Genomic DNA, 24,341 nt, shown 5'->3' with positions numbered 1-24,341 from the left:
GGTCATCCGCCGTCGGGGTACCAGACGGCCACCCAGTCGACCTGGACGGTGGCGTCGCGAGCGGGGTCGTACCCCTGGCTGACGTAGCCCTGCAGCACCAGGTGCATCGGGTCGACCGGCACGTCGGTCGACGTCATGAGGCGCACGCCGTCCAGGGAGTACGTCACCGAGCGCTCGGTCCACTCCAGGGTGGCGACGTGCCACTCCTCCCAGGGGGCCGTGGACTCCGCCGAGGCGCAGTGGGCCTGCGGGTCCCCGGGGCAGTGGTGGTAGGCCCGCACGCCCCCGTCCAGGGCGCCCTCGGCGAAGTCGAGCTCCCCCTGGGCCCAGACGTTGGAGTCCGGCCACACCAGGAAGGCGGCGTTGTAGCCGTGCGCGGGCCCAGCGCTGGCGCGGAATCGCACCGAGTACCTCCCGCCCACGTGGCCGCCCCAGCGGCCGTCGACCAGGGGGACCAGCCCGGAGACCCGCGGCACGCCGTCCTGGGTGTGCCAGCGCATCTGCAGGGCACCGCCGGAGACCGACAGCAGGTCGTCGCTGTAGGCCCCCACCCCGAAGGTGTCGGGGAACCCGTCGTAGGCGTGCCAGCGGTCCCCGTAGCCGCTGGAGGTGAAGGCCCCCTCGGCGACGTCGTCGTCGAAGCCGTCCGTGAACACCTGCCGCCAGCCGGGCAGGTCCCCCGCGGGCAGGGCCGCGGACGCTGCGGCCGCGGAGTCCCGCGAGCTCGCACGGACTCCCGAGGTGGACCTGGTGTGCACCGCCGCGGTCCAGGCGGTGGCGGTCGGGGCCCCGCCCGCGCCGTCGGCGGGCTCGCCGGCGGAGCCGCCGGGCTGGGCTGCGGCCGTGGGACCCCGCCCCGGGAGCCCGGTCCCCGTCGGAGCGGCCGAGGCGGCGGCGGTGGAGGTCGCGCTGGAGCTCGGGGCCGCGGCGCCGTCGGCGGGGCCGGCCCCGCCGGGCCCGGCGACCAGCAGCGCACCGGCGCCGAGGACGACGAGGACCGAGGCGGCGACCGCCACCGAGCGTCCGCCGCGCACAGCAGCGCGTGCAGGACGGTGACCGCCCCGCACGCGCTGCTCCCGCTCCATGGCCACCCTCCTGCATCGGCGCGAGCTGCTGGCGACCGCAGCGACGGCTGGGCCGAGCGGGTGACGGGCCCCGCGCCCGGGTCGGGCCGTGGTCAGGCGGCGGTCAGCTCTGCGGCGGCGCCGGCCTCGGAGGCCTGGCGCTGCACCGGGATCTGCAGCGCGGTGCCGCCCTGGGCCGCCCGGCGGGCGCGGCTGGCGCGGCGGCGCTCGTCCAGGATGGTGCCGAGCACCCGGAAGCCGTCGCGGAAGGTGTTGAGGTTGCTGGTGCCGTAGCGGCGCTCGAACTCGAAGCTCGGCACCTCGGCGATCTTCTTGCCGGCGACGGCGACCCGGACGTTGATCATGGTCTCGATCTCGAAGCCGTCGCCCCACTGGGCCTGGGTGGTGCCGTGGGCGGTGGGCAGCGCGAAGGCGGCGACGCAGTCGCGGCGGAAGGCGTTGTAGCCGTAGCACAGGTCGCTGTAGTGCGAGCGGAAGAGGAGGTTGGTGAGGGTGTTCAGGCCCCAGTTGCCGGCCCTGCGCAGCCGCGTGATGTCGTCGCTGCCGCCGCCGGCGGCGAAGCGGGAGCCCTTGGCGTAGTCGGCTCCGCCGTCGAGGGCGGCGGTGAAGTCGGCGATCTCGGCGGGGTCCATCGAGCCGTCAGCATCGATCATCACGATGTAGTCGCCGGTGGCGGCCTCGAACCCGGCGGCCAGGGCGTTGCCCTTGCCCTTGCGGGTCTGGCGCACCACCCGGCAGTCGGGGCGGACGGCCAGGGCGGCCTCCACGGTCCCGTCGACGCTGTTGGCGTCGACCAGGACGACCTCGGTCACGATCTCGGGGAGGCGCTCCAGCACCCAGCCGACGTTGCGGGCCTCGTTCTTCGTCGGGATGACGACGGTGACGGTGGCGACGGTGCTGGTCATCATGGGCTCCTCGGACTCGCGGGCGTGCCTCGGGGCCCGGTTTCGCCACTCGCTCCCCCGGTCCGCACGCGGCGACCAATCCGCGGACCGGGATCTTCGCATCTCCCGGCGGCCGTGTCGGCCGCTGTGGAGAACACTGTCAGTGACGAGAACCGGTGACAATCAGTCACTACGGTGATCACCCATTGAGAGCAGAGAGTCATCTTCCTTCGAGCTGCCGTGACGCTGGGGCACTTCCAGCCCGCGGGGAGGCCCCTCCCGCCCGGGGGTCGCTCGCTCTGCGTGCGCGCCGGGCCGCCGCGGGAGCCGCAGATCCGCGCCGCGGCGGGTCGGCGGTGCGTAGGGTCGCCGGGGTGCGGATCGTGGTGGACGCCCTCGAGCCCAGCCGGCTGGGCGGCATCGAGGTGACGCTGCTGGAGGACGTCCGAGGGCTCGCCGCGCGGGGTCACGACGTGCACGTGGTGCACGGCCCGTGCCGCTACCGGCCCGCACCCGGGGACCTGCACGCTCCCCTCGCGGAGGCGGGTGCCCAGCTGCACGGCCCGGTGCGCGTCGCCTGGGAGCCCCGCCGCACCCCGGCCGACCTCGCCGCCTACCGCGAGAGCGCGCAGCTGCTGCGCCGGCTGCGCCCCGACGTGCTGTGGGTCCAGCGCTTCGAGCACCTCGCGTGGGCCCACGCGGCGCGCGCGCTCACGCGCACCCCGCTGGTGTGCCACCTGCACCACGCCCCGATGTACCGCCGCCCGGTCCAGCGGGTGCTGGCCACCGGCGTGCGCCGCCACCTCGCCGTGTCGGACTTCACGCGCCGGCAGTGGGTGGAGGCCGGTCTGCCCGGCGAGCGCGTCGGGGTGCTCCGCAACGCCGTGCCGGCGGACACCTACGTGCCCGGCGGAGAGCAGGAGTCCGTGGCCGCGCGGCAGCGCCTGGGGCTGCCGCCCGGCGCCCGGGTGGCGCTGCTGTACGGGATGCTCGTGGAGGGCAAGGGGGCCGGCGTGGTGGCCCGGGCCTGGCCCCTCGTGGAGGCGGCGGACCCCGCGGCGCACCTGCTGGTCGCCGGGGACGTCCCGCAGGGCCACCCCGACGGCGGCCTGGGCGACGTCCTCGACGCGGCGGTCGCGGCCGGTCGCGCGACGCGGCTGGGGCCCCAGGACGACGTCGTCCCGCTCCTGCACGCCGCCGACGTCGTGCTCTTCCCCACCCTGCTGCCGGAGTCGTTCGGCAGGGTGGCGCTCGAGGCGGTGAGCACCGGCAGGCCGGTCGTGGCCGCCCGCAGCGGCGCGCTCCCGGAGGTGCTCGCGGGGGCGGGCGAAGACCTGCTGGTGCCTGCGGGCGACCACGCGGCGCTCGCCGCCTCCGCGCTGCGGCTCCTGCGCTGGCGCGAGGAGGACCCCGGCCTCGGCGCCCGGATGCTGTCCGTGGCCGCGGGCTTCGACGCCGGGCGGCGCATGGACGTGCTGGAGGCCGAGCTCGAGCGCCAGGCGGCGTCGGCCTGACCCCCCGGGGTCAGCTGCTGGAGACCCGGACCTCCGACAGCCCGGCGTTGCGGGTGGTGGCGCTCACGGCGGTGATCGTCACCCGGACCGAGGTGGTCGAGCGCGCGGGGAAGGTCACCGTCGTGCCGCTGCCGTCGTCCGCCAGCGCGGGCACGCTGACCTGCGACCCGTCGGAGAACGTCAGCACCGCCGCGGTGGCGCGGTCGTCGGTGTTGGGCCTGTCGTGCAGCACCACCCGCCCGACCACGACCGGCGCCGACCAGCGCAGGGAGAGCCACGTCCCGGCGGTCCCGCCGGTGCTGGCCCACTCGGTGGTGTGGTCGCCGGGGTAGCCCCCGGCGATCCCGTCGACGGCCTTGGCGGCCACCTGGGAGGTGGCGGGGTTCTCCGAGCTCGCGGTCGCCGTCGCCGTCCGCGACAGGTCGACCGGCGTGGGCGGCGAGCTCGAGGTCGCCGTGGGCGTGGGCGTCGCCGTGGCCGTGGCCGTGGCCGTGGCCGTAGCGGTGGCCGTGGGCGTCGCCGTGGGCGTCGCCGTCGCCGTCCACGCCTGCAGCTCGGCGAGCCCGGCGTTGAGGGTGGTCGGGCTCACCGACGTCACCGCCAGCCGCAGCGAGGTGGTGCTCCGCGCCGGCAGGGCCACCGGCGTGGCGGCCCCCGCGTCGTCGAGGGCGGGGACCGCGACGGACGTGCCGTCGGACAGGGTCAGGGTCGCGCCGGTCACGCGGTCGGAGGTGTTGGGCCGGTCGAAGAGCACGGCGCTGCCCAGCACCACCGGTGAGGGCCACGTCAGCGTCAGGGTGGCTCCTGCCCTCTGCCCCTGGGAGGCCCACTCCACGGTGTGGTCCCCGGGGTACCCGCCGACGACGCCGTCCACGGCCTTCCCGGCCGTCTGGCCCGTGGCGGTGTTCTGGGTGGAGGCCGTCACCGCCGCGGTGCGGGCGACGTTGGTGCTGGTCGTCGTGGTGGCGGTCGGGCTGGCGGTCGGGCTGGCGGTCGGGGTGGCGGTCGGGGGCGCGGCGGGGGCGGTGGAGGTGCCGGACCGGTGCTGGCGCGCCGTCCACCCCGCCTCCGGCCTGCCGGCGCACGCCGCGTCGCTGCCGCACATCTGGTCGTCGAAGCGCGCGTAGGCGTACAGGGCCGCCCTCTTGTCCGCCACCTGCGCCGCGGTGAGGTTCGCGGGCAGGCTGTTGACCGGGTAGCCGTAGTAGCCGACCACCGGCGCCCGGCTGCCCACCGCGTCGCGCGCCATGACGGCGACCCTGGCGATGGCGTGGTGGTCGGGGTGGTCGCCGTCGTCGGCGTGGGAGAAGTCCTGGGTGCGGACCACCGCGGGTCCCTGCGCCCGCACCACGGCTCCGACGGTGTCGACCAGCGAGGCGAGCGTGTACGTCGCGGCGGGGCTGTCAGCGGTGCTGAGGGAGGGCAGCGTCCCCTCCAGCAGCTGCGGGAGGGCGCCGCCGTAGCGGGGGAACCCCTGCCCGTCGAGCCCGCCGTCGGGCAGGCGGAGGAAGACCAGCGACAGGTTGCGGTCCGACAGGTGGGCCGTGGCCACGGTGGTGCCCGCGAGCACGGTGGTCGAGGTGCTCCAGGTCCCCGTCGAGCCGCTGGTGCGCGTCCACGCCGCGCGCACCCCCGCCTCGCGGCTGCGGGGGTAGCTGGTGTCGCGTCCGGCGTCGCCGGAGGTGGCGTAGACCACGGTGGTGCACGCGCCGGCGGCCAGGTCGCCGCCCAGGTCGGGGCTGAGGAACAGGACGTCGTCGTCGGGGTGGGCGACGACGGCGACGGTGCCGCCCGTGCAGCCGGCGGCCTGGGCGGGCGGGGCGCTGGCCACGCTGCCCGTCAGGGCCGTGACCGCGACGAGCGCGGTGGCTGCGAGGAGCCCGAACAGCGCCTCGTGGGACCTCTTCGCCCGCGTCCGCTCCGCCACGGCTCCTCCTCGCATCCCGCTCCCCTGCACGTCACGCAACGCAACCACAGGCAGTCACCGTGAGTGAAGCCTGACGAGCCCACGCCACCCGATCGCTACTCACCGCTACCGCTCCGGGAGCGTGGTCACGGCGTCCGCGGGACCCCGGACGTGGCGCGGCGGGCGGTGGTGACGGCGCGCCACAACCAAGCCAGGCACACCAGGGAGGCAGCCGTGCGGACGGCGATCCACAGCGCGTCCTGCGGGAGGCCGACGGACGCCAGCGCCGCTGCCGAGGCGACCAGGGCCAGCGCCCACGTGCCCACCGGCGTCGGGGGCAGGACCACCTCCGGCGGCAGCAGCAGCCGCTGCACCAGCGCCTGCACCGCGAAGGCGGCGGCCGTGGCGGCGGCTGCCCCGGCCAGGCCCCACACGGGCACCACGGCGAGGTTCAGCCCCGTGTTGACCAGCGCCGCCGACGCGGCCGCCACGGCCAGCGGCCGGCTGCGCCGCACCGTGATGAGGGCGCGGCCGGTGGCCACCCCCGCGATGACCGGGAGGCCGGAGAGCACCACCAGGGCCACCACGAGGAGCAGCCCCTCGGGGCGGAAGCTGCTGGGCGCCAGCACCCGCAGCGCCAGGGGGGCGGCGAGCACCACCCCCAGCACCGTCGGGGCGAACATCCTCAGCAGGCCGTCGCGGCTCGCGCTGACCAGCGCCCAGCGCTGCCGGGTGTCGCGCACGTCGGCGATGCGCGCCGCCCACGCCTGCCCGAGCATCACCACGAGGGTCACGGCGAGGAAGCCGACGGTGTAGGCCACCTGGTAGCGGCCCGCCTCGGCGGGCCCGAGGAGCCGCTGGACGACCAGCCGGTCGCCGGCGTTCAGGACGAAGACCGAGACCCCGCTGGCCATGAGCGGCAGTCCCATGGCCACCGACCGGCGCACGAGCTGCGCCTGGAGCGCGCCGCGGAAGGCCGGGCGCACGCAGGCCAGGCCCACCGCGAGCGCCAGCACCTGGCCGGCGACGACGCCCCAGGCGTAGGCCTCCACGCTGCGCTGCACCAGCAGGACCGCGCCCAGTCCGAGCACCTGGCTGCCCACGGAGGCCGTGGTGCTGGCGGCGGCGAAGGCGGCGAGCCTGTCCTGGGCGTTGAGCAGGGCCAGGACGAGGGCGGTGGCGGCGGCGGGCGCCGTCCAGAGCACCGTGGCCAGCACCAGCGGCGTGAGCCCCCCGAAGCCGAGCGCCGGGGCCCACAGCGGCGCGGTGAGGCCGCTCACCAGCGCGGAGGCGCCGGCCAGCACCAGCCCGAGGCCGAGAAGGCGCCGGGCGCCGCGGTCGTGGCCGTCCTCGGCGCGCTGGACGACGAGCACCTGGTCCAGGCCCGCCGTGGACAGCACGGCCAGCACCTGGTGCAGGGCGAGGGCGCTGGCCATGAGGCCCAGCCCCGTGGGCCCCAGGAGGTGGGCCAGGGCCGGGGAGACCAGCGCCGCGGTCACCAGCGGCAGCGCGGAGACCCCGGCGTACAGCGCCCCGCGCCCGAACAGGGCCGGGTCCGCGACCTCCTGCGGCCCCCCCTGCGCCGGCGGTGCTGCCGGACCGGCCGCCTGCAGCTGGTCGGCCGTCGCGCTCACGAGACGGCCGCCAGCAGCCGCACCGCCGTGGCGACGACGGCGACGGCCGCGGCGGCGCCCAGGGCCAGGGTGAGGGGTCCCGGCCACGCGGTGCCCCCGGTGCTCGGCACGCGCTCCTCGCGGAGCACGGACGTGATCACGACCAGGACGGCGGCGACCACCAGGGCCACCACGGAGACGAGCGTGGGGTCCGCGCTCACCGCAGCACCTCCGGGACGTCGGCGCGGCGCAGGACGACGACCTGGGGGTCGTCGACCGCGAGGACGTACTCCCCCGAGGCGAGCAGCCCGCGCTGCACCGCGTCGAGCCACCCGGGCGCGCGTCCGTCGGCGTACACGCCCTGGGCCTGCTGCGTCGGGGTGAGCAGCAGGTAGTCGGGCGCCTCGCGCAGCACGCAACCGGTGGGGTCGGCGGAGCAGCCGTCCCCGGCGGCGGCGAGGCCGACGTCGACCTCGCCGGTCAGGCTGCGGGCGGTGAGCAGGTAGGGGGCGTTGCCCAGGGCGGCCACCCACGCCCCGGCCGGCACCGAGCGGACGAGGTCGTCGGCGACGGCCAGCTCCCGCGACCCGGTCCGCTCGAAGGAGGCGTTCAGGCCGCGCGACGTCGTGGCGCCCACCCCGGCGAGCACCACGCCGAGGACCACCACCGCCGCGGTCAGGGGGCTGCGGCGGCGGCTGGCCCCGCTGCGGCGGGCGCCCGTCGCGCCGCCCGCGCGGCGCTCGACCCGCGAGCCTCCCGCGGGCAGCACCGCAGCGGGAGCCGCGCCCGGCGCGGCCGCGTCCTGCGAGCGGGGAGCGCGTGCGGTGGCGCGGGCGCGGAGCGCCACGACCAGGCGCACGAGCGCCTCCGCCGCCAGCGGCGCCAGCAGGGGCGTCGCGAGCAGGAAGCAGCGGATCACGACCTCGCCGCCGTAGCTCTGCACCGCGACCAGGCCGAAGGGCAGCACCGCGAGCGCGCCGACGAGCAGCGCACCGCGGCGGCCGCGCCGCGACCACCAGCCCAGCAGGGCCACCAGCGCCAGGGCCGCGGAGGTGGCCAGCCGCACGCCCTGGCCGAGCTGGTGCAGGGGCACCTGCCCGACGCGCTCCGCGACGCCGCCCTGCACCGCCGACCCGACCTGGCCGAGCTCGTCCAGCAGGGAGGCCAGGTGGCCGGCCCAGAAGCCGGAGGCCCCGAAGCTGAACCACGCGGTGAAGGCCAGGCCGGCCACCAGCCACAGGCTCCGGAAGCGCGTCGCGCCCAGGGCGGTGACCACCGCGAGGGCGCCGACGGCGACCAGCGGGGTCAGCTGGTGGGTGACCACCAGGGCTGCCAGGAGCACCACGAGGAGGGCCTCGGTGCCCCACACCGCGGCCACCGGGGTGCCCGGGGGCACCGCCGGCGTGCTGCGCCAGGCCCGTGCCAGGGCCGCGAGCCGCTGGCGCGCGGTGCCCCGCACGGGGGCCGGGGCCTGCGCCCTCCACCACCACAGGACCGTGGCGAGCAGCGTCGTCAGCCACAGCACGGCGACCGCCTGGGGGGCGAAGTAGTCCTGCTGGTACCAGTCGGTGAGGACCACCAGGAACAGCGCCAGCCAGGAGGTCACCGCCCGTCCGGTGACGGCGCGGGCGATGACGAACAGCGGGGCGAGGGCGAGCACGTCGAGCACGACAGGTGCCGGCGCGAGCAGCACCGTGGCGTCGGGGAGCCCGGCGACGGCGACGACGTGCGAGGTCGCCGCGAAGAAGCCGGCCCAGCTCATCCGGGCGTCGAACGGCGGCGGCAGGACGCCGGTGGCGCTGATGAGGTCGGCGAAGCCGCGGTGCACCCAGGCCGTCGGTGTGGAGACCTCACCGGTGGCGGCGCTGACCAGGGAGGTCTGCGCCACGACGAGGACGAGGAGCGCGGGGAGCAGCACCACCGGGTCGGGGCGGCGGCGCAGCAGGCCGCTCGCCGCTGCCGCACCGGTCAGCGCGAAGCAGGCGACCAGCGGCCAGCCGACCGCCTGCACCAGCCCGAGGTCACCCACGGCGGAGACGTCCAGCGTCCGCGCCTGCCAGGCGAACAGGCCGGCGGCCACCGCGCTCGCCGCGATGCCGCCGGTGCGCCGGCGGTCCCACCGCTGGCCGAGCACGAGCGCCCCGCGCGGCCGGCCGGAGGTGCGCGTCCAGGCCGCGAGCACCAGCAGCAGGGAGGCGAGGACCACCAGCGACTCGCTGGTGCGCGGCGCCCAGGCGCCGGCCAGCAGGCTGCCGAGGGAGACCAGGACCGTGACCGCCAGGGAGGTGCTGGTGGCCAGGGCGGCGCCCAGGGCGCGGCTGGGCGGCCTGAGCAGCACCACCAGGGGGGTGCCCGGCAGGCACAGGGCCGCGAGCACCGCGACGGTGGCGCGCACCGGCGCGGGCAGCAGGGCGTCGAGGGCCGCGGGGGCGCCCCCGGCGGCCGACCACGCGACCAGCCCCGTCGCCGCGCACAGGAGCACCGTGGCGACGAGCAGGGCGCGCTCGGGCGGCCCGGCCGCAGCCCCGCGGCGCCCCGCCGGGCGCCCGTGCCGCGCGAGGTGGGCGAGCGGAGACCGGGCGCCCGGAGCGCCGGTGCCGGCGGTGCCGTCGACGCGGGCGGGGCCGGGCGGCGGGGCCTGCCGGGTCGGCGAGGCCAGCCTCACGGCAGCAGCGCCGCGCCGGCGGCGGCGTCCCGGGCCCGGGCGCCCTCGCCCTCCCGCACGGCCGGACCACGCGCCGCGCCGGCGGCGGCGCGGCGCTGGACCGCCGTGCGGCGGCTGCGCAAGTAGCACCAGGGGCCCTGCAGGTAGCCGACGAGCTCGTGGCCGACCAGGGCCAGGGGCATCTCGGCGGGCTTCTTGGCGTTCTTGGTCGAGCTCGGGGCGAGCAGCGTCCACACGCCGCGGGGGACGCAGCGCAGCACGTCGCGGGCGGGGCGCCCCCCCGACAGGACGATCTTGGTGAGGACGGCCGCCATGCCGATCCCGTAGCCGCGCATCTGCGCGCGCAGGGCCTCGTAGGTGTCCCGGTGGAAGTGCCGCACGACCGCCGCGGGGGCGTAGACGGCCACGTGCCCGGCGAGCAGGACCCGCCGGAAGACGTCCAGGTCCTCCCCTCCCTGGGCGGGGCTGCCGGCGCCGAGGGCCTCGTCGAAGCCGCCGAGGGCGCGCAGGGCGGCGGTGCGGAAGACCATGTTGTTGCCGCTGCCGACCTCCCCGGCCGTGTAGGGGAAGAACCCCGACCGGGTTCCCGGGCGCCCCAGGCGCTCGGGCACGACGACGCCGTCGACGGCCCAGGTGGTCTGCACGGAGCCCTTGTCGAAGATGCCCGCCTCCTCGAACCACGCCTGCTCCTGGGTCGCCACCTCCGCGGCGAGCACCCTCCCGGTGACCAGGGCGACCGCCTCGTCGGTGTCCAGCGCCAGCACGGCGAGGAGCTCCTCCAGCCAGGTGGGGTCCGGCACCGCGTCGTCGTCGGTGTAGGCCACCAGCGACGCACGGGCCGCGGCGAGCCCGCGGTTGCGCGCCGCCGACAGGCCCCGCACCGGCTCGGGGAGGACCCGCAGCCGGGGGTCGGTCAGGACGGCGGCCAGCTCGGGGTGGGCGGCGGGGTCGAGCAGCTCCGTGACGCGCCCGGACGCCGGGTCGTTGTCGACGACGACCAGCTCGAGCTGGCGGTGCGTCTGGCCCAGCACCGCTGCCACGGTGCCGAGCAGGCGCGGGTCGCGGCCCAGGGTGCAGACCACGACCGTGACCTCCTCGGTCCCGGCGCCGGCCTGCTCCGGGGACCGGGAGGGCCGGGGGACGGCGACGCCGGCCGTCGCCGGGGCGGGCGCGGACGGCGGGGCCGCCCGGCGCAGGCGGCCGAGCGCGAAGCCCGCCGCGGTGACCGCCAGGCCGGCGAGCAGCACCCCGGCGCGCGCGGCGCCCGCGGCGTCGCCGCGGCCCGTGGCGAGCACCTCGCGGGCCAGGGCCCGCGGCACGACCCGGGTGGCGAAGCTCCGCTCACTCGCCAGGGCGGCCTGGGGGCCGGCGGCGCGGGCGACCAGCGCCTTGGACCTGCCCTCGTGCCAGCAGCGCGAGAAGAGGTAGCGCAGGCGCTGGCGAGCGGCGGGCACGGTGTGGTCGACGGCGAAGGCGGTGGTGCGCGGGGTGCGGGCGCCGGGCAGGGCGCTGCGCACGCGGATGCCCATGAGCGTCTCCTCGCAGCCCACCGGCAGGGTGCCGACCCGGCCCAGCTCGGTGGAGAACCCGCCCGCGGCGAGCAGCGCGTCGCGCCGCACGGCCATGCAGGCGCCGATGGGGTTGCGCACGTCGCGGCCGTCGGCGGGCAGGCCGGTGTAGTCGCAGCCCACCACCCAGCCGAGCTCCCCGGGGAACCACCGCGGCGCCCGGCCCCCCTCCCAGGCGGGGTGGACGGCGCCGGCGACGACGGCGACGGCAGGGTCGGCGGCCGCGGCGCGCAGCGCCGCTAGCCACCCCGGCCGCGGCAGCGCGTCGTCGTCGAGGAAGACCAGCAGCTCCGCCGAGGTGGCGGCGGCGCCGGTGTTGCGCGCCCCGGACAGCCCACGCGGCCCGGTGCTGTCCACGACGAGCACGCCGGCGGGCGCCGCCGCGCGCAGTGCGCGCGACAGCTCCGGGGCGTGGTCGACGACGAGCACCACCTCGTCGTCCGGGCCGTCGCACTGGCGCCGGGCCTCGGCCAGCGCGGCCAGCACCGAGGCGGTGCGCTGCTCCGTGTAGGCGCAGACGACCACGGCCACGGCGGGGGCGGGCTGCGTCGCGTCAGGGGTGGCGGCCACGGCGGGACTCCTCGGGTGGTCGAGGAGGCTGCGCCGGCGGAAGGGCCGGACGGGGTCAGCCGCCCCTCCCCCGAAGATGCGGCACCGGCGGGCGCGACTGGAGCGCGAAAGGGTGACCGCGCGGTCACCCAGCGCGTCAACGACCCGATCGGCCCACTCTCAGGAGCACCCCGCGCAGCAGGCGCACGACCTTGCCGGACTCCCGCGCGTAGCCGTCGAGGCGGCGGTCCTGGAACCGTCCGCACTCGCACAGGCCGCAGTCCGCCCCTCGCCGGTAGTGCTCGTGCGCCAGCCTCTGGTGCCCGCACCGGGCGCAGGGCGTCGAGCCGCGGTTCTCGCTCACCGGGCAGAACGTACCGCGCCGGCGCGCTGGGCCGGCGCTGCGACGCGGGGGCCCCGGGGTCCGGGCGGCGTCAGTACCAGTCGGTGGCCTGGCTGTGGGCCCACGCCCGGCACGGCGTGCCGTAGACCGCTGCGATGTAGTCGACCCCCCAGGCCACCTGGACGCGCGGGTCCTCGCGCCAGCCCTCGCCGTGGGAGGCCATCTTCTCCCCCGGCAGCGACTGCGGGATGCCGTAGGCGCTGGAGGTGGGGTTGTCCGCCCACCACTTCCAGCCGGACTCCTTGGTCCACAGCCTGTCGAGGCAGGCGAACTGCTCCGCGCCCCACCCGCGCGCGGCCACCAGCGGCGCCGCCACGGCCCGCGGGTCGGCCTGCGCCGCCGCCAGCTCGGCGGCCGCGGCCTCGGCGGCGCGCTGGTCCTGCGCGCTCTGGACGGCGGCGCGGGCCTGCGCGGCGGAGACGCCCGCGGCGCGCTGGTGGGCCGCCGTGTCGACGTCGTCGGCGGCCTGCTGCACCTGCAGCTCGGCCACGCGCTGCTGGGCGCGGGCGACGGCGTCGTCGCCGGCGGTCGGCGCGCCCTGCCCGGAGGTGGGCCCCGCGGGGTCCTCGGAGGGGCCCCCGGCGGTCGGGTCGGCCGCGGAGAGGCGGTCCTGGCTGCGGCTGGCGGACCCACCGCGCTCGCTGACCAGCTCGGCCTGCAGCGCCACGACCTCCGGGGAGGCGGCGGCCGCCTGCTGCTGCGCGGCGGCCGCTCCCTCCACCGGGACCGAGCCGGCGGCGCGCCACACCTGCGCCACCCGCTGCGCGGTCGTCTCGCGGGCCGCGGCCTGGGTGGCCTCGGTCTTGGCGGGGCCGACCAGGGAGGCGCCCGTCGCGGTGAGCACGACGGCTCCGGCGGCCGCCGCACCGGCTGCCAGGCGCAGCGGGGACGGCGTCGCGCGACGGGCCGCGACGGCGCGGTGGGCAGCACGACGACGACGGGGGTGGAGCACTCAGGACCTTCCGGGCGGCGCACCTCGCACGCGGCGCGCAGGAGTGCCCCGGGTGGTCCGCTGGGACCCGGGGGAAGGGCGGGCCTGGTGCGAGGACGCGAGGCCGTGCGCTCAGCACCTGCGCGGCGGCAGGGTGGACGTCCGACGGACCCGGAGCTCTGTCGGGCTCCGACAGTGCCATCCGGGAGCCGGGTCTGTCCAGGATCGCCCGGGTTGGCCCGTCCGGGCTACCGTCTCCGCCACGCAGGGTGGCGGGACGGCGCCCGAGCGTGGTGGAGCCGTCAGACGTCGAGGACGTCCATCATCTCCGTGACCAGCGCCGCCACCGGCGAGCGCTCGGAGCGGGTGAGGGTGACGTGCCCGAACAGCGGGTGCCCCTTGAGCGCCTCGATGACGGCGGCCACGCCGTCGTGCCTGCCCACCCGCAGGTTGTCGCGCTGGGCGACGTCGTGGGTGAGGACCACGCGAGAGTTCTGGCCGATGCGCGAGAGCACGGTGAGCAGCACGTTGCGCTCCAGGGACTGCGCCTCGTCGACCACCACGAAGGCGTCGTGCAGGCTGCGCCCCCGGATGTGGGTCAGCGGCAGGACCTCCAGCAGCCCGCGCGCCATGACCTCCTCGACCACGGCGGGGCTGACCAGCGCGCCGAGGGTGTCGAAGACGGCCTGGGCCCAGGGGTTCATCTTCTCGGCCTCGGAGCCGGGCAGGTAGCCCAGCTCCTGGCCGCCCACGGCGTACAGGGGCCGGAAGACCATGACCTTGCGGTGCTGGCGGCGCTCCATGACCGCCTCCAGGCCGGCGCACAGCGCCAGCGCGGACTTGCCGGTGCCGGCGCGCCCGCCCAGGGAGACGATGCCCACCGAGGGGTCCAGGAGCAGGTCGACGGCGATCCGCTGCTCGGCGCTGCGGCCGTGCACCCCGAAGACCTCGCGGTCGCCCTTGACCAGGCGCACCTGCTTGTCAGCGCCGACCCGGCCCAGCGCCGACCCGCGCGGGGAGAGCAGCACCAGCCCGGTGTGGCAGGGCAGCCCGCGCGCCGGCTCGAGGTCGAGCACGCCGTCGTCGTAGAGCTCCTGCACCTGCTCGGTGGTGGCGTCGAGCTCCACCACGCCGGTCCAGCCGGTGTCGACGGGCCCGGAGGCCACGTACTCCTCGGCGTCCAGGCCCACGGCGGAGGCCTTGACGCGCATCGGGAGGTCCTTGCTGACCACGGTGACGCTGCGGCCCTCGTGCGCGAGGTTGGCGGCCACCGCGAGGATCCGGCTGTCGGCGTCCCCGAGGCGGAAGCCGTCGGGCAGGCCGGCGGGGTCGGTGTGGTTCAGCTCGACGACCAGGCTGCCGCCGTCCTCGCCCACGGGCACGGGCGCGTCCAGGCGGCCGTGCCGAACGCGCAGGTCGTCCAGCAGGCGCAGCGCGGCGCGGGCGAAGTAGCCCAGCTCGGCGTGGTGCCGCTTGCCCTCCAGCTCGGTGATGACGACCACCGGCAGGACGACCTCGTGCTCGGCGAAGCGCAGCAGCGCGCGCGGGTCGGCGAGCAGGACGGAGGTGTCGAGCACGAAGGTGCGCACCCTCGGCGCCGGGGCGGGCGCCGGTGAGGGGTCGGGCTGCTGGACGGCCGAGGCGTCGCTCACGGGCACGACGCTAGCCCCGCATCCCGCGGGCGCGCGGGAGGACGACGACGAACGCCCGCACGGGCGTCCCCCGCCCGGCCCCCGCTCAGCTGCCGTAGCGGCGCTCGCGCTGCTCGTAGGAGCGCAGGGCGCGCAGGAAGTCGACCCTGCGGAAGTCGGGCCAGTAGGCCTCGCAGAAGTAGAACTCGCTGTGGGCGCTCTGCCACAGCAGGAACCCCGAGAGCCGCTGCTCCCCGGAGGTCCGGATGACCAGGTCGGGGTCGGGCTGGCCGGCGGTGTAGAGGTGCTCGGCGATGTGCTCGACGTCGAGCACCTCCACCAGCTCCTCCAGGGAGGTGCCGCGGCTGGCGTGCTCGGCGAGCAGCGAGCGCACGGCGTCGGCGATCTCGCGCCGACCGCCGTAGCCGACGGCCACGTTGACGTGCAGGCCGGTGTGCCCGCCGGTGTCGCGGGCGGCGTCTTCCAGCACGCAGCGCGTGCTCGGCGGGAGGAGGTCGAGGGCCCCCACCGGGTGCACCCGCCAGCGGCCGTCGCGGGCGAGGCGGTCGACGGTGTCCTCGATGATGGCCAGCAGCGGCTCCAGCTCGGCGGGGGGCCGGGTGAGGTTGTCGGTGGAGAGCATCCACAGCGTCACCACCTGGACGCCGACCTGCTCGCACCACTCGGTGAGCTCCAGCACCTTGTCGGCGCCGGCCTGGTGCCCCGAGCGGGAGTCGAAGCCCGCCTCGCGCGCCCAGCGGCGGTTGCCGTCGAGGATCACCGCGACGTGCTGGGGCGCGCGGGTGCGGCCGACAGAGGCCGCGAGGCGGCGCTCGTAGCCGCGCTCGAGCACCGCGCGCACCGGTGCGCGCAGGCGCCGGAGGCGGGGGGCCACCCAGCTCCTGGCGCGCTGCACCCGGACGAGCGCGCGCGAGCCCACCCCGCCGTCCGCTGCGACCACGACCGCCTCCCGTCCTGCCCGTGGCGAGCCTAGGCGGTGCTCAACCCAGCACCGCTGCAGCCCTGGCGGCGGTGAAGCCGTGCCCGGTGGCGGAGTTGGTGCACACCATGCCGTCCCTCGTGCTGGTGCACGTCAGCGGCTCCATGACGATCGAGGAGCCGTACTCCAGCGGTGGGGCGCCCCCGTCGGCGACCGCGTCACCGACGCACAGGTGCTGGGCCTCGCCACCGCCCACGCCGACGCTGCCGAAGCCGTCCTCACCGCCGCCCCACCTGCCCTCGCAGCCGCCCTTCGGCTCCGGCACCGACCAGCTCGTCTCGCCCAGGTCGCAGCGGGCGTACGGCGTGGAGCCCTGCACCGGCGCCAGGTAGCAGGAGATGTTGCCGGTCGGGGAGGTGAAGGTGGTCATCGAGGTCACCACCGTGGTGCTCGGGGTGCCGCCGGGGGTGGCGGCCCCGGTCTCGGCGGGCGGCGCCGGCGAGGGGGCGGCCGCCGGGGCCGCTGGGGCCGCGGCGCTGCTGGCGGGCGCGGCACCCGCTTCCTGCGCTTCGCCGCTGCACCCGGCCAGCAGCGCCGCGCCCGCCAGCAGGGCCGTGGCGGCCAGCGCACCGCGCAGGGCGCTGGCTCGCGGCCGGTCGGGGACGGTGGGACGGGTGGGGCGGCTCACCGCTCCATCGTGGGGCGACCGGGCGCGCGCCACGGCGGAACCGGGCATCTCGCCCGGCCGCGCTCAGGCGCAGGTGCGCAGCGCCAGCCCCGGCAGCACGCGGTCGGGGTCGGGCCCCACCGCGTCGGAGTTCTCGGCGTACACGGCGCGCCAGCGGGCGTCGACGTCGGCGTCGCTCGCCCCGGGCCCCAGCTGGGCCGCGGCCAGCGACCACAGGGAGTCACCGGTGGCGACCACCACCTGGCACGCGGAGCCCTCGGTCGCCGCCGGCAGCTGCGAGGGCGAGACCGACGACTGCTGCGGGGCCCCGCTCGGCGGAGCGGGGGCGGGGCTGGCGGGGGCGGAGCTGGCGGGCGCTGGGCTGGACGGCGCGAGGCTGGACGGCGCCGAGCTGGCGGGCGCCGAGCTGGCGGGCGCCGAGCTGGACGGCGCAGCCGTCGTCGCCGGAGGCGGCGCGGTGGGTGAGGGCGCCCCCTGCGGCGCCGCGCCGGTGCTGGCCGGAGGCCGCCCGGCCCCGGCGGCAGCACCGGCGGCGTCGTCGGCCCGCGCCAGCACGAGCACCACCAGGGCGGGGGCCGCCGAGACCGCTGCCAGGCCCACCAGCGCCGCGAGCGGCACGAGCGCCCTGCGGCCGCGCTTCGCGGTCGCGGAGGGGGCCCCGGAGGCGGGGACGCTGACGAGCACCTGCGGCGGGGAGGGGGGGCGCAGCGCGGCGTGGCTGGCCAGCACCACGGCGGCGAGCAGGCCCACGACGGCCAGGAGACCCGTCAGGCGCAGCGCCAGCAGCCACCCGCCGGCCAGCGCGTCGGCGCGCCAGGCGACCAGCGCCACGAGCGCCAGCAGCGCCACCGCCGACCCGCCGGCGACGCGCCAGGCCCGTGAGTCCACGCCACCTCCGAGCTCCTCCCGGGCGGCTCGGAGCCGCCGGGCGGTCGGCACGGCGCCGACCGCCCGTCACTCTAGGTGCGGGGCAGGTCCGAGGTGCCGGGTTCGTCCCGGTCCGCCGCGGGCTCGCGGCGTCGCCCGTCGGGGCGGTCGACGGGCACCTCCCCCGGTGGCACCTCGCGGGCCTCGCCCTGCACGACGTCGTGCCCGGGGGTCAGCCCGGCACCCCCGCTGCCGGCGCCGCCGCGCTGCGGAGGGTCCAGGGACCTGTCGCGCAGCTGCTCCTGGCGCGCCCGCTCGGCCGACTCCTCGAGCACCGCGCGGTGGCGGATCCGGCGCATGCGGTGGACGAGGTTGACGATCAGCAGGATGGAGACGACCACGACGGCCGCCGTGGCCAGGAAGCCGATGACCCCCGGGGTGACGGTGTCCGGGTCGAGCTCGCGGGGTCCGTCCGGCACGGGGTTGGGGCCCAGCCCGCCGGCCAGCACCGTCCCGCCCGCCAGCACCGTCCCGGCGAGCAGCGCGGTCCCGCTGAGCACGCTCACGCCGCGCTGCCGGCTGCCAGGTGCTCGCGGACGCCGGTGAACAGGTCGTCCTCGACCTCGCCGTCGGCGAGCGGGGGCAGGGCGACGCGCGAGCGGGCCAGCTCGAAGTCCTCCGTGGGCCACAGCCGGGCCTCCAGGTCGCGCCCGGCGGCGAACCAGAACCCGTCGGGGTCGATCTGGGTGGCGTGCGCCAGCAGGGCGGCGTCGCGCTGGGCGAAGAAGTCGGCCACCGGCACCCGCGTGGTGACGGGGCGCTCCTCGCGCTCCTCCCAGCGCTTCATCCACTCGGTGTAGGGCGACTCCCCGCGCTCGCGCAGCAGGTGCTCGTGGATCGCCGTGATCCGGCCGCGGGACATCGTGTTGTAGTAGAGCTTCAGCGGGGTCCACGGCTCGCCCTCACCGGGGTAGGCCGAGGCGTCGCCCGCGGCGTCGAAGGCCGCCACCGAGACCCTGTGGCACATGATGTGGTCGGGGTGGGGGTAGCCGCCGTTCTCGTCGTACGTCGTCATGACGTGCGGCCTGAAGCGGCGGACCACGCGGACGAGCGCCTCGGCGGCCACGTGCACCGGCTCCAGGGCGAAGCAGCCCTCCGGCAGCGGCGGCAGCGGGTCCCCCTCGGGCAGGCCCGAGTCGACGAAGCCGAGCCACTCGTGCTGCACGCCGAGGGCGGCGGCGGCCGCGGCCATCTCCTCACGCCGGACCTGGGAGATGTCGCGCAGCACGCGGGGGTCGTCGGCGAGCCGGGGGTTGAGGATCGAGCCGCGCTCCCCGCCGGTGCAGCTGACCACCAGCACCTCGACGCCCTCGGCGACGTACCGGGCGCAGGTGGCGGCGCCCTTGCTCGACTCGTCGTCGGGGTGGGCGTGGACGGCCATGAGCCGCAGCGGCTCGGCGGGGCGGGGCAGGGGACTGCTCACGGGAGGGGACCTCCGGGCGGGTGGGTGGGGGACAATCATCGCGCACGCCCGTCCAGGCCCAGGAGCAGCACCGCGTGAGCAGCGCCCAGCAGTCCGCCCCGACCCCGCCGGTCCGTCCCGCCGGGCGGTACGGGGACCGAGGTCCCGTGCGCCGGCGGGTGCGGCTGGTGGTCTCGGTGGCGCTGGGCCTGGCGCTGGCGGCGTGGGCGGTCTGGGCCGGGCTGGGCAGCGCCTCCGGCCACGTGCAGGCCGACGAGCAGAGCTACCAGGTGGTCGACGACTCCACGGTCGTCGTGGTCTTCAGCGTGGCCAAGCCCGCCGAGGCGGAGGTGGTGTGCCGCGTGCAGGCGCTCAGCTCCACCTCGGCCGTGGTGGGGCTGCAGGAGGTGCCGGTCACCGCCGGTGACGGAGCGTCCAGCGTCCACCGGGTCACCGTCAGGACCCAGCAGCGGGCGGTCACGGGCGTGGTGGACGCTTGCCGGCCCGCCTGACCGGCGGCTGAGCGGTCGACCGAGCGGCCGACCGGCGGGCCCGCCGGTGGGCGGGCCCGACAGCGCACCGCTGGTAGCCTCGACGTTTCCGCGCTCCACGCCGGCCAGCGTCGTCCTGGTGGAGCACACCCCTGGGACCGACCGAGGAGGACCGGTGTCCGACACCACGCCCGCCACCACCTGGCTGACGCAGGAGGCGCACGACCGCCTCCAGGCCGAGCTCGCCCACCTGACCGGGCCGGGCCGGCTCGAGATCACCCAGCGCATCGACGCCGCCCGCCAGGAGGGCGACCTCAAGGAGAACGGCGGCTACCACGCCGCCAAGGACGAGCAGGGCAAGATGGAGGCCCGCATCCGCCAGCTCGAGCAGCTGCTGCGCGAGGCCCAGGTCGGCCAGGCGCCGGCCGCCGCCAGCGGGGTGGTCGCCCCCGGCACCGTGGTCTCCGCCACCGTCAACGGCAGCATGAAGATGCGCTTCCTGCTGGGCAGCCGCGAGGCCGTGGGCACCACCGACCTGGACGTGTACAGCGAGCGCTCGCCCATCGGCTCGGCGGTGCTGGGCAAGAAGAAGGGCGACACCGCCAGCTACACCGCTCCCAACGGCAAGGAGCTGTCCGTCGTCGTCGACGACGTCGAGGCCTACGCCGGCTGACTCCTGCGCCCCGCGAGCAGGCGCCCCGCCCCACCGGGCGGGGCGCCTGCTCGCGTCAGCGGGCGGCCGACCGCTTGAACTGCCGCGTGGCCAGGGGCAGGAACACCGCCACCAGCAGCAGCGACCAGCCCAGGGTGTAGAGCACCGGGTGCTGCAGCGACCAGGCGGTGCTGGTGTCGTTGAGGGAGGGGTTGCCGAACAGGTCGCGGCTGGCCTGCGTCACCGCGGAGACCGGGTTCCAGTCGGCGATGGTGCGCAGCACGGCGGGGAACCCCTGCGTGGGCACGAAGGTGTTGGCGATGAAGGTCAGCGGGAAGATCACGATGAAGCTGACGTTGTTGAAGACCTCGGGGCTGCGCACGAGGAGGCCCACGAGCGCCATCACCCAGGAGCACGCGTAGGCGAACAGCAGCAGGACGGCGAAGCCCGCGATCGCCTCCAGCGGGGAGGTGGTGATCCGCCAGCCCACGGCCAGGCCCGTCGCGGTCATGATGATGACGACCAGCACGTTGGTCACCACGTCGGAGGTGGTGCGTCCGACGAGCACCGCCGAGGGGGCGATGGGCAGCGAGCGGAACCTGTCGATGATCCCCTTCTGCATGTCGTCGGCCAGGCCGCTGCCGGTCACCGTGGCACCGAAGATCACCGTCTGGGCGAAGATGCCCGGCACCAGGAAGCTGGCGTAGCTGGTGCCCTCGGGCACGGGGATGGCGCTGCCGAAGACGTAGACGAACAGCAGGATGAACATGATCGGGGAGATGAGCGTGCCGACCAGCAGGTCTGGCACGCGCCGCACCTTGATGAGGTTGCGCTGGGCGATGGTCGCCCCGTCTCCCACGGCTGACAGCCAGGTGCTCACGCCCGGACCTCCTGCGGCTCGTCGGTGGTGTCGGAGGAGTCGGTGCGCCGCCCGGTGAGGGTGAGGAAGACGTCGTCCATGGTGGGGCGCCGCGTGCCGGCGTCGGTGAGGTGCACGCCCTCGGCCTCCAGGCGCGCGAGCAGCCGCACCAGCACGGCGGCGCCGCCCTCCACGGGAGCCGTCAGGCGGCGGGTGTGCTGCTCGACCTCGACGGGGCCGACGGCGACCTCGGCCAGCAGGGAGCGGACCGCCTCCACGTGGGCGGCCTGGTCGACCACGAGCTCGATGCGCTCGCCGCCGACCTGCGCCTTCAGCTGGTCGGACGTGCCGCGCGCGATGGCCCGGCCGTGGTCGATGACCACGATGTCGTCGGCCAGGAGGTCGGCCTCCTCCAGGTACTGCGTGGTGAGGACGACGGTGGTGCCGCCGCGGACCATGCCCTGCAGCAGCTCCCACATGTCGGCGCGGCTGCGGGGGTCCAGGCCCGTGGTCGGCTCGTCGAGGAAGAGCACCGGGGGGTCGTTCACCAGCGCCCCGGCCAGGTCCAGGCGGCGGCGCATGCCGCCGGAGTAGCCCTTGACCGGCCTGTCGGCGGCGTCGGTGAGGCTGAAGAGCTCGAGCAGCTCGCGCGCCCGCTGGGAGGCCCGGGCGGCGCCGAGGTGGTACAGCTGCCCGACCATCCGGAGGTTCTCGAAGCCGGTGAGGTACTCGTCGACGGCGGCGTACTGGCCCGAGACGCCGATGCGCCGCCTCACCTCCTGCGGGTCGCGCAGCACGTCGACCCCCGCCACGCGCGCCTCCCCCGCGTCGGGGACCAGGAGCGTGGTGAGGATGCGCACGGTGGTCGTCTTGCCGGCCCCGTTGGGGCCGAGCAGGCCGAGCACGGTGCCCTCGGGCACCTCCAGGTCGACCCCGTCCAGGGCGCGGGTCACCCCGCTGCCCCGGCCCGCCCTGCCGTAGGTCTTCACCAGTCCCCTGGCCCTCACCGCCAGCCCCTGGCCGGCGGTCGCCGTCATGCTGCGCTCCGCGTCACGAGCGGCACGGTAGGGCCCGGCACCGACAGCGGTCGTCCCCGACGCACCTGTTCAGCCGACGTGCACCTCGTAGCCGGCGCGGCGCAGCGCCGCGACCACGCCCTCGGCGTGCGCCGGTCCCTGGGTCTGCAGGCGCAGGTCCACCTCGACCTCGTCGACGGCGGCCCGCTCCGAGGTGCGCCCGTGGCCCACGTCGATGACGTCGGCGCCCACCTCGGCCACGAGCGCGAGCAGGGCGGCCAGCGCCCCGGGCCGGTCGGGCACCCGGCGCACGGACAGCGTGAGGAAGCGCCCGGCGGCGGCCATGCCGTGGCGGATCACGCGCATGAGCAGCAGCGGGTCGACGTTGCCGCCGGAGACGACCACGCCCACGGGCGGCTCGTAGGCCGTCGGGTCGGCCATGAGCGCCGCCACGCCCACCGCTCCCCCGGGCTCGACCACGAGCTTGGCGCGCTCGAGCAGGAGCAGCAGGGCGCGGGAGACGTCCTCCTCGCTGACGGTGACGACGTCAGAGGGCGCCAGCAGGGTGCTCACCACCGAGAAGGGCACGTCCCCGGGCCTGGCGACGGCGATGCCGTCGGCCATGGTCGACATGCGCTCCAGCGCCACCGGGCGCCCGGCCGCCAGCGAGCCGGGCCACGCGGCGGCCTGCGCGGCCTGGACCCCGACCACGCGGACGCCCGGCGCCGCGTGCGCCAGCGCCGCCGCCACGCCGGCCAGCAGCCCGCCGCCGCCCAGGCAGACGAGCACCGTGCGCAGGCCCGCCACCTGCTCGGCGAGCTCCAGGCCCACCGTGCCCTGCCCGGCCACCACGTCGGGGTGGTCGAAGGGGTGCACCAGCACCGCCCCGGTCCGCTCCACGTGCTCGCGGGCGGCCACGAGCGCCTCGTCGACGGTCGCGCCGGCCAGCTGCACGCGAGCGCCGTAGCGGCCGGTGGCCTCCAGCTTGGGCAGCGAGGCCCCCACGGGCATGAACACGGTGGCGGGGGCGCCCAGCTCGCGCGCGGCGATGGCGACGCCCTGCGCGTGGTTGCCGGCGCTCGCCGCGACCAGGCCGCGGCGCCGCTCGGCCTCGGACAGCCGCGCCGCCCGCACGTAGGCGCCGCGGACCTTGAAGGACCCGCCGCGCTGGAGGTTCTCGCACTTGAGGTGCACCGGGCCGCCGACGAGGTCGGACAGGGCGCGGCTGCGCACCACGGGGGTGAGGCGCGCGACGCCGTCCAGCAGCGGGCGGGCCGCCAGCACGTCGTCGCCGCCCACCGGCGGCACCGCGGTCACTGCGGCGCGCCCTCCCCCGCGCGGGCGTCCAGCCGCCCGGAGGCGGGCGCGGAGCCCTCCTCGCGGGCCCGCCGGGCGGCGGCCTCGTCGGCGTCGCGCCGCTGCTCGTCGGACGTGGTGCCGTCGTCCTGCCCCTCGTCGTCGCCGGCCTCGTCGTCGCCCTCGTCGTGGAAGTGCTGGACCAGGCCCTTCGGCAGTGCGGCGTCACCGCGCACGAGGTAGGTGACCACGGTGTTGGTCACGGCGATGACCGGCACGGCGAAGAGCACCCCGGGGATGCCCGCCAGGGTGGCGCCGGCGGTGATGGCCACGAAGACCGCCAGCGGGTGCACCGCCACGGCCTTGCCCAGCAGGATCGGCTGCAGCACGTGGCTCTCCAGCTGCTGCACCGCCAGCACCACGGCGAGCATGCCGAGGGCCACCGCCGGGCCCTGCGCGACGAGGCCGACCAGCACCGCCACGGCGCCGGTGACCACCGCGCCGACGATGGGCACGAAGGCGCCCAGGAAGACCAGCACGGCCAGCGGCACCGCGAGCGGGATGCCGAGGAAGAAGGCGCCCAGGCCGATGCCGATCGCGTCGACGGCCGCGACGACGATCGTCGCCCGCACGTACGAGGTCAGCGTGACCCAGCCGCGGTGCATGGCCTCGTCGAAGGGGCGCTCGGCGGGGCCGGGGAGCAGGCGCACCAGCCACGACCAGACCCGGCGCCCGTCCCAGGTGAGGAAGATGGTGAAGAACAGCACGAGGAAGGAGCCGGTGAGCAGGGTGGCGGCCGTGCCGCCCACGGCCACCGCACCGCTGACGATCGAGTCGCTGTTGTCCTGCAGGGCCTGCCGGGCCTGGGTGATGTAGTCGTTGACCTGCCCGTTCGACAGGCCCAGCGGCCCGTCGGACAGCCACGTCTGCAGCGTGGAGATGCCCTGCGACGCCTGGTCGGCGAGGTCGTCGAAGCCGTAGACGATCTGCGTGACCACCAGCGTGAATAGCCCGACGATGAGGGCGATCCCCAGCAGCATGCTCACCAGCGTGGCCAGCACGCGCGGCCACCCGTGGCGGTCCAGGAAGTCGACGGTGGGCACCAGGAGCGCGACGAACAGCAGCGCGACGAACAGCGAGACCGTGAGCTCGGAGAAGTAGGCGAGCACCCGGCCGAGGCCGTACAGGACGGCGGCGACCAGCGCGAGGCGCCAGGCCCAGGCGGCCGCCACCCGCACCGGGAACGGGACGGCGTCGGCAGCCGTGCGCTCCGCGCGCGGGGTGCGGGTCAGTCGGCTCTGGGTGGGCACGCCCGCCAGTG

Annotated in this window: 20 protein-coding genes and 1 pseudogene; 4 read left to right on the top strand and 17 right to left on the bottom strand. The window is 76.9% G+C overall.

The annotated features are described in order from the left end of the window. Nucleotides 1-2: 2 nt before the first annotated feature. Nucleotides 3-1,085: a glycoside hydrolase family 16 protein gene (locus tag ACUN9U_RS00370; protein ID WP_445482936.1), complete on the bottom strand. Its 1,083-nt coding sequence runs from the start codon at nucleotides 1,083-1,085 to the stop codon at nucleotides 3-5. 92 nt (nucleotides 1,086-1,177) lie between these two features. After that, complete coding sequence (locus ACUN9U_RS00365) at nucleotides 1,178-1,990, bottom strand: glycosyltransferase family 2 protein (RefSeq protein ID WP_445482935.1); 813 nt, start codon at nucleotides 1,988-1,990, stop codon at nucleotides 1,178-1,180. Nucleotides 1,991-2,343: 353 nt separating this feature from the next. Here ACUN9U_RS00365 and ACUN9U_RS00360 point away from each other — a divergent pair, with 353 nt between their 5' ends. Continuing rightward, nucleotides 2,344-3,483: a glycosyltransferase family 4 protein gene (locus ACUN9U_RS00360; protein ID WP_445482934.1), complete on the top strand. Its 1,140-nt coding sequence runs from the start codon at nucleotides 2,344-2,346 to the stop codon at nucleotides 3,481-3,483. A gap of 10 nt (nucleotides 3,484-3,493) precedes the next feature. Here ACUN9U_RS00360 and ACUN9U_RS00355 read toward each other — a convergent pair whose 3' ends face one another. From ACUN9U_RS00355 to ACUN9U_RS00315, 9 genes are all read right to left on the bottom strand, one after another. Next, complete coding sequence (locus tag ACUN9U_RS00355) at nucleotides 3,494-5,410, bottom strand: DUF7402 domain-containing protein (RefSeq protein ID WP_445482933.1); 1,917 nt, start codon at nucleotides 5,408-5,410, stop codon at nucleotides 3,494-3,496. Nucleotides 5,411-5,535: 125 nt separating this feature from the next. Beyond that, nucleotides 5,536-7,023 (bottom strand): lipopolysaccharide biosynthesis protein, encoded by a 1,488-nt coding sequence (locus ACUN9U_RS00350; protein ID WP_445482932.1) that lies wholly within the window; start codon nucleotides 7,021-7,023, stop codon nucleotides 5,536-5,538. Continuing rightward, the gene (locus ACUN9U_RS00345) at nucleotides 7,020-7,223 is read right to left on the bottom strand and encodes a hypothetical protein (RefSeq protein WP_445482931.1); all 204 of its coding nucleotides are present in this window, start codon (nucleotides 7,221-7,223) and stop codon (nucleotides 7,020-7,022) included. The genes ACUN9U_RS00350 and ACUN9U_RS00345 overlap by 4 nt, the downstream gene beginning before the upstream one ends. Continuing rightward, complete coding sequence (locus tag ACUN9U_RS00340; protein WP_445482930.1) at nucleotides 7,220-9,667, bottom strand: hypothetical protein; 2,448 nt, start codon at nucleotides 9,665-9,667, stop codon at nucleotides 7,220-7,222. Before ACUN9U_RS00340 ends, ACUN9U_RS00345 begins: the two co-directional genes overlap by 4 nt. Continuing rightward, nucleotides 9,664-11,805 (bottom strand): glycosyltransferase family 2 protein, encoded by a 2,142-nt coding sequence (locus ACUN9U_RS00335; protein WP_445482929.1) that lies wholly within the window; start codon nucleotides 11,803-11,805, stop codon nucleotides 9,664-9,666. Before ACUN9U_RS00335 ends, ACUN9U_RS00340 begins: the two co-directional genes overlap by 4 nt. A gap of 413 nt (nucleotides 11,806-12,218) precedes the next feature. Continuing rightward, a complete protein-coding gene (locus ACUN9U_RS00330; protein WP_445482928.1) occupies nucleotides 12,219-13,139 on the bottom strand; it encodes a hypothetical protein in 921 nt (306 codons plus the stop codon). A 281-nt stretch (nucleotides 13,140-13,420) separates the two neighbouring features. Beyond that, nucleotides 13,421-14,707, bottom strand: coding sequence for a PhoH family protein (locus ACUN9U_RS00325; RefSeq protein ID WP_445483193.1), 1,287 nt, complete (start codon nucleotides 14,705-14,707; stop codon nucleotides 13,421-13,423). Between the two features lie 148 nt (nucleotides 14,708-14,855). Beyond that, the gene (locus ACUN9U_RS00320) at nucleotides 14,856-15,611 is read right to left on the bottom strand and encodes an isoprenyl transferase (protein ID WP_445483192.1); all 756 of its coding nucleotides are present in this window, start codon (nucleotides 15,609-15,611) and stop codon (nucleotides 14,856-14,858) included. A 139-nt stretch (nucleotides 15,612-15,750) separates the two neighbouring features. After that, a complete protein-coding gene (locus ACUN9U_RS00315; RefSeq protein ID WP_445482927.1) occupies nucleotides 15,751-16,377 on the bottom strand; it encodes a DUF6636 domain-containing protein in 627 nt (208 codons plus the stop codon). Here ACUN9U_RS00315 and ACUN9U_RS00310 point away from each other — a divergent pair. Continuing rightward, nucleotides 16,304-16,762 (top strand): annotated as a pseudogene (locus ACUN9U_RS00310) (hypothetical protein); the annotation flags it as partial. The gene ACUN9U_RS00315 and the pseudogene ACUN9U_RS00310 overlap by 74 nt on opposite strands. 574 nt (nucleotides 16,763-17,336) lie before the next feature. Here the strand turns inward: ACUN9U_RS00310 and ACUN9U_RS00305 are convergent. Together ACUN9U_RS00305 and mca are read right to left on the bottom strand one after the other, a co-directional pair. After that, a complete protein-coding gene (locus ACUN9U_RS00305; protein ID WP_445482926.1) occupies nucleotides 17,337-17,810 on the bottom strand; it encodes a hypothetical protein in 474 nt (157 codons plus the stop codon). Further along, entirely contained in the window at nucleotides 17,807-18,685 is an 879-nt protein-coding gene (mca, locus tag ACUN9U_RS00300) for a mycothiol conjugate amidase Mca (protein WP_445483191.1), read from the bottom strand. Before mca ends, ACUN9U_RS00305 begins: the two co-directional genes overlap by 4 nt. Nucleotides 18,686-18,801: 116 nt before the next feature. Between mca and ACUN9U_RS00295 the strand changes: the two genes are divergently transcribed. Next, nucleotides 18,802-19,218, top strand: coding sequence for a DUF4307 domain-containing protein (locus ACUN9U_RS00295; RefSeq protein WP_445482925.1), 417 nt, complete (start codon nucleotides 18,802-18,804; stop codon nucleotides 19,216-19,218). Nucleotides 19,219-19,372: 154 nt separating this feature from the next. After that, entirely contained in the window at nucleotides 19,373-19,870 is a 498-nt protein-coding gene (greA, locus tag ACUN9U_RS00290; protein ID WP_445482924.1) for a transcription elongation factor GreA, read from the top strand. 55 nt (nucleotides 19,871-19,925) lie between these two features. On the opposite strand, the gene ACUN9U_RS00285 is transcribed toward greA, so the two are convergent. The 4 genes from ACUN9U_RS00285 to ACUN9U_RS00270 all read right to left on the bottom strand — a co-directional run bounded on the left by ACUN9U_RS00285 (nucleotide 19,926) and on the right by ACUN9U_RS00270 (nucleotide 24,330). Beyond that, the gene (locus ACUN9U_RS00285) at nucleotides 19,926-20,729 is read right to left on the bottom strand and encodes an ABC transporter permease (RefSeq protein ID WP_445482923.1); all 804 of its coding nucleotides are present in this window, start codon (nucleotides 20,727-20,729) and stop codon (nucleotides 19,926-19,928) included. Beyond that, nucleotides 20,726-21,745: an ATP-binding cassette domain-containing protein gene (locus ACUN9U_RS00280; RefSeq protein WP_445482922.1), complete on the bottom strand. Its 1,020-nt coding sequence runs from the start codon at nucleotides 21,743-21,745 to the stop codon at nucleotides 20,726-20,728. The genes ACUN9U_RS00285 and ACUN9U_RS00280 overlap by 4 nt, the downstream gene beginning before the upstream one ends. 69 nt (nucleotides 21,746-21,814) lie before the next feature. Beyond that, a complete protein-coding gene (gene ilvA / locus ACUN9U_RS00275; RefSeq protein WP_445482921.1) occupies nucleotides 21,815-23,041 on the bottom strand; it encodes a threonine ammonia-lyase in 1,227 nt (408 codons plus the stop codon). After that, nucleotides 23,038-24,330 carry an AI-2E family transporter gene (locus ACUN9U_RS00270; protein ID WP_445482920.1) on the bottom strand — a complete coding sequence of 431 codons (1,293 nt, stop codon included), beginning with the start codon at nucleotides 24,328-24,330 and terminating at the stop codon, nucleotides 23,038-23,040. The genes ilvA and ACUN9U_RS00270 overlap by 4 nt, the downstream gene beginning before the upstream one ends. Nucleotides 24,331-24,341 lie beyond the last annotated feature (11 nt).

This window comes from Quadrisphaera sp. KR29, assembly GCF_052644995.1.
This window is presented reverse-complemented; position numbering and strand designations above follow the sequence as displayed.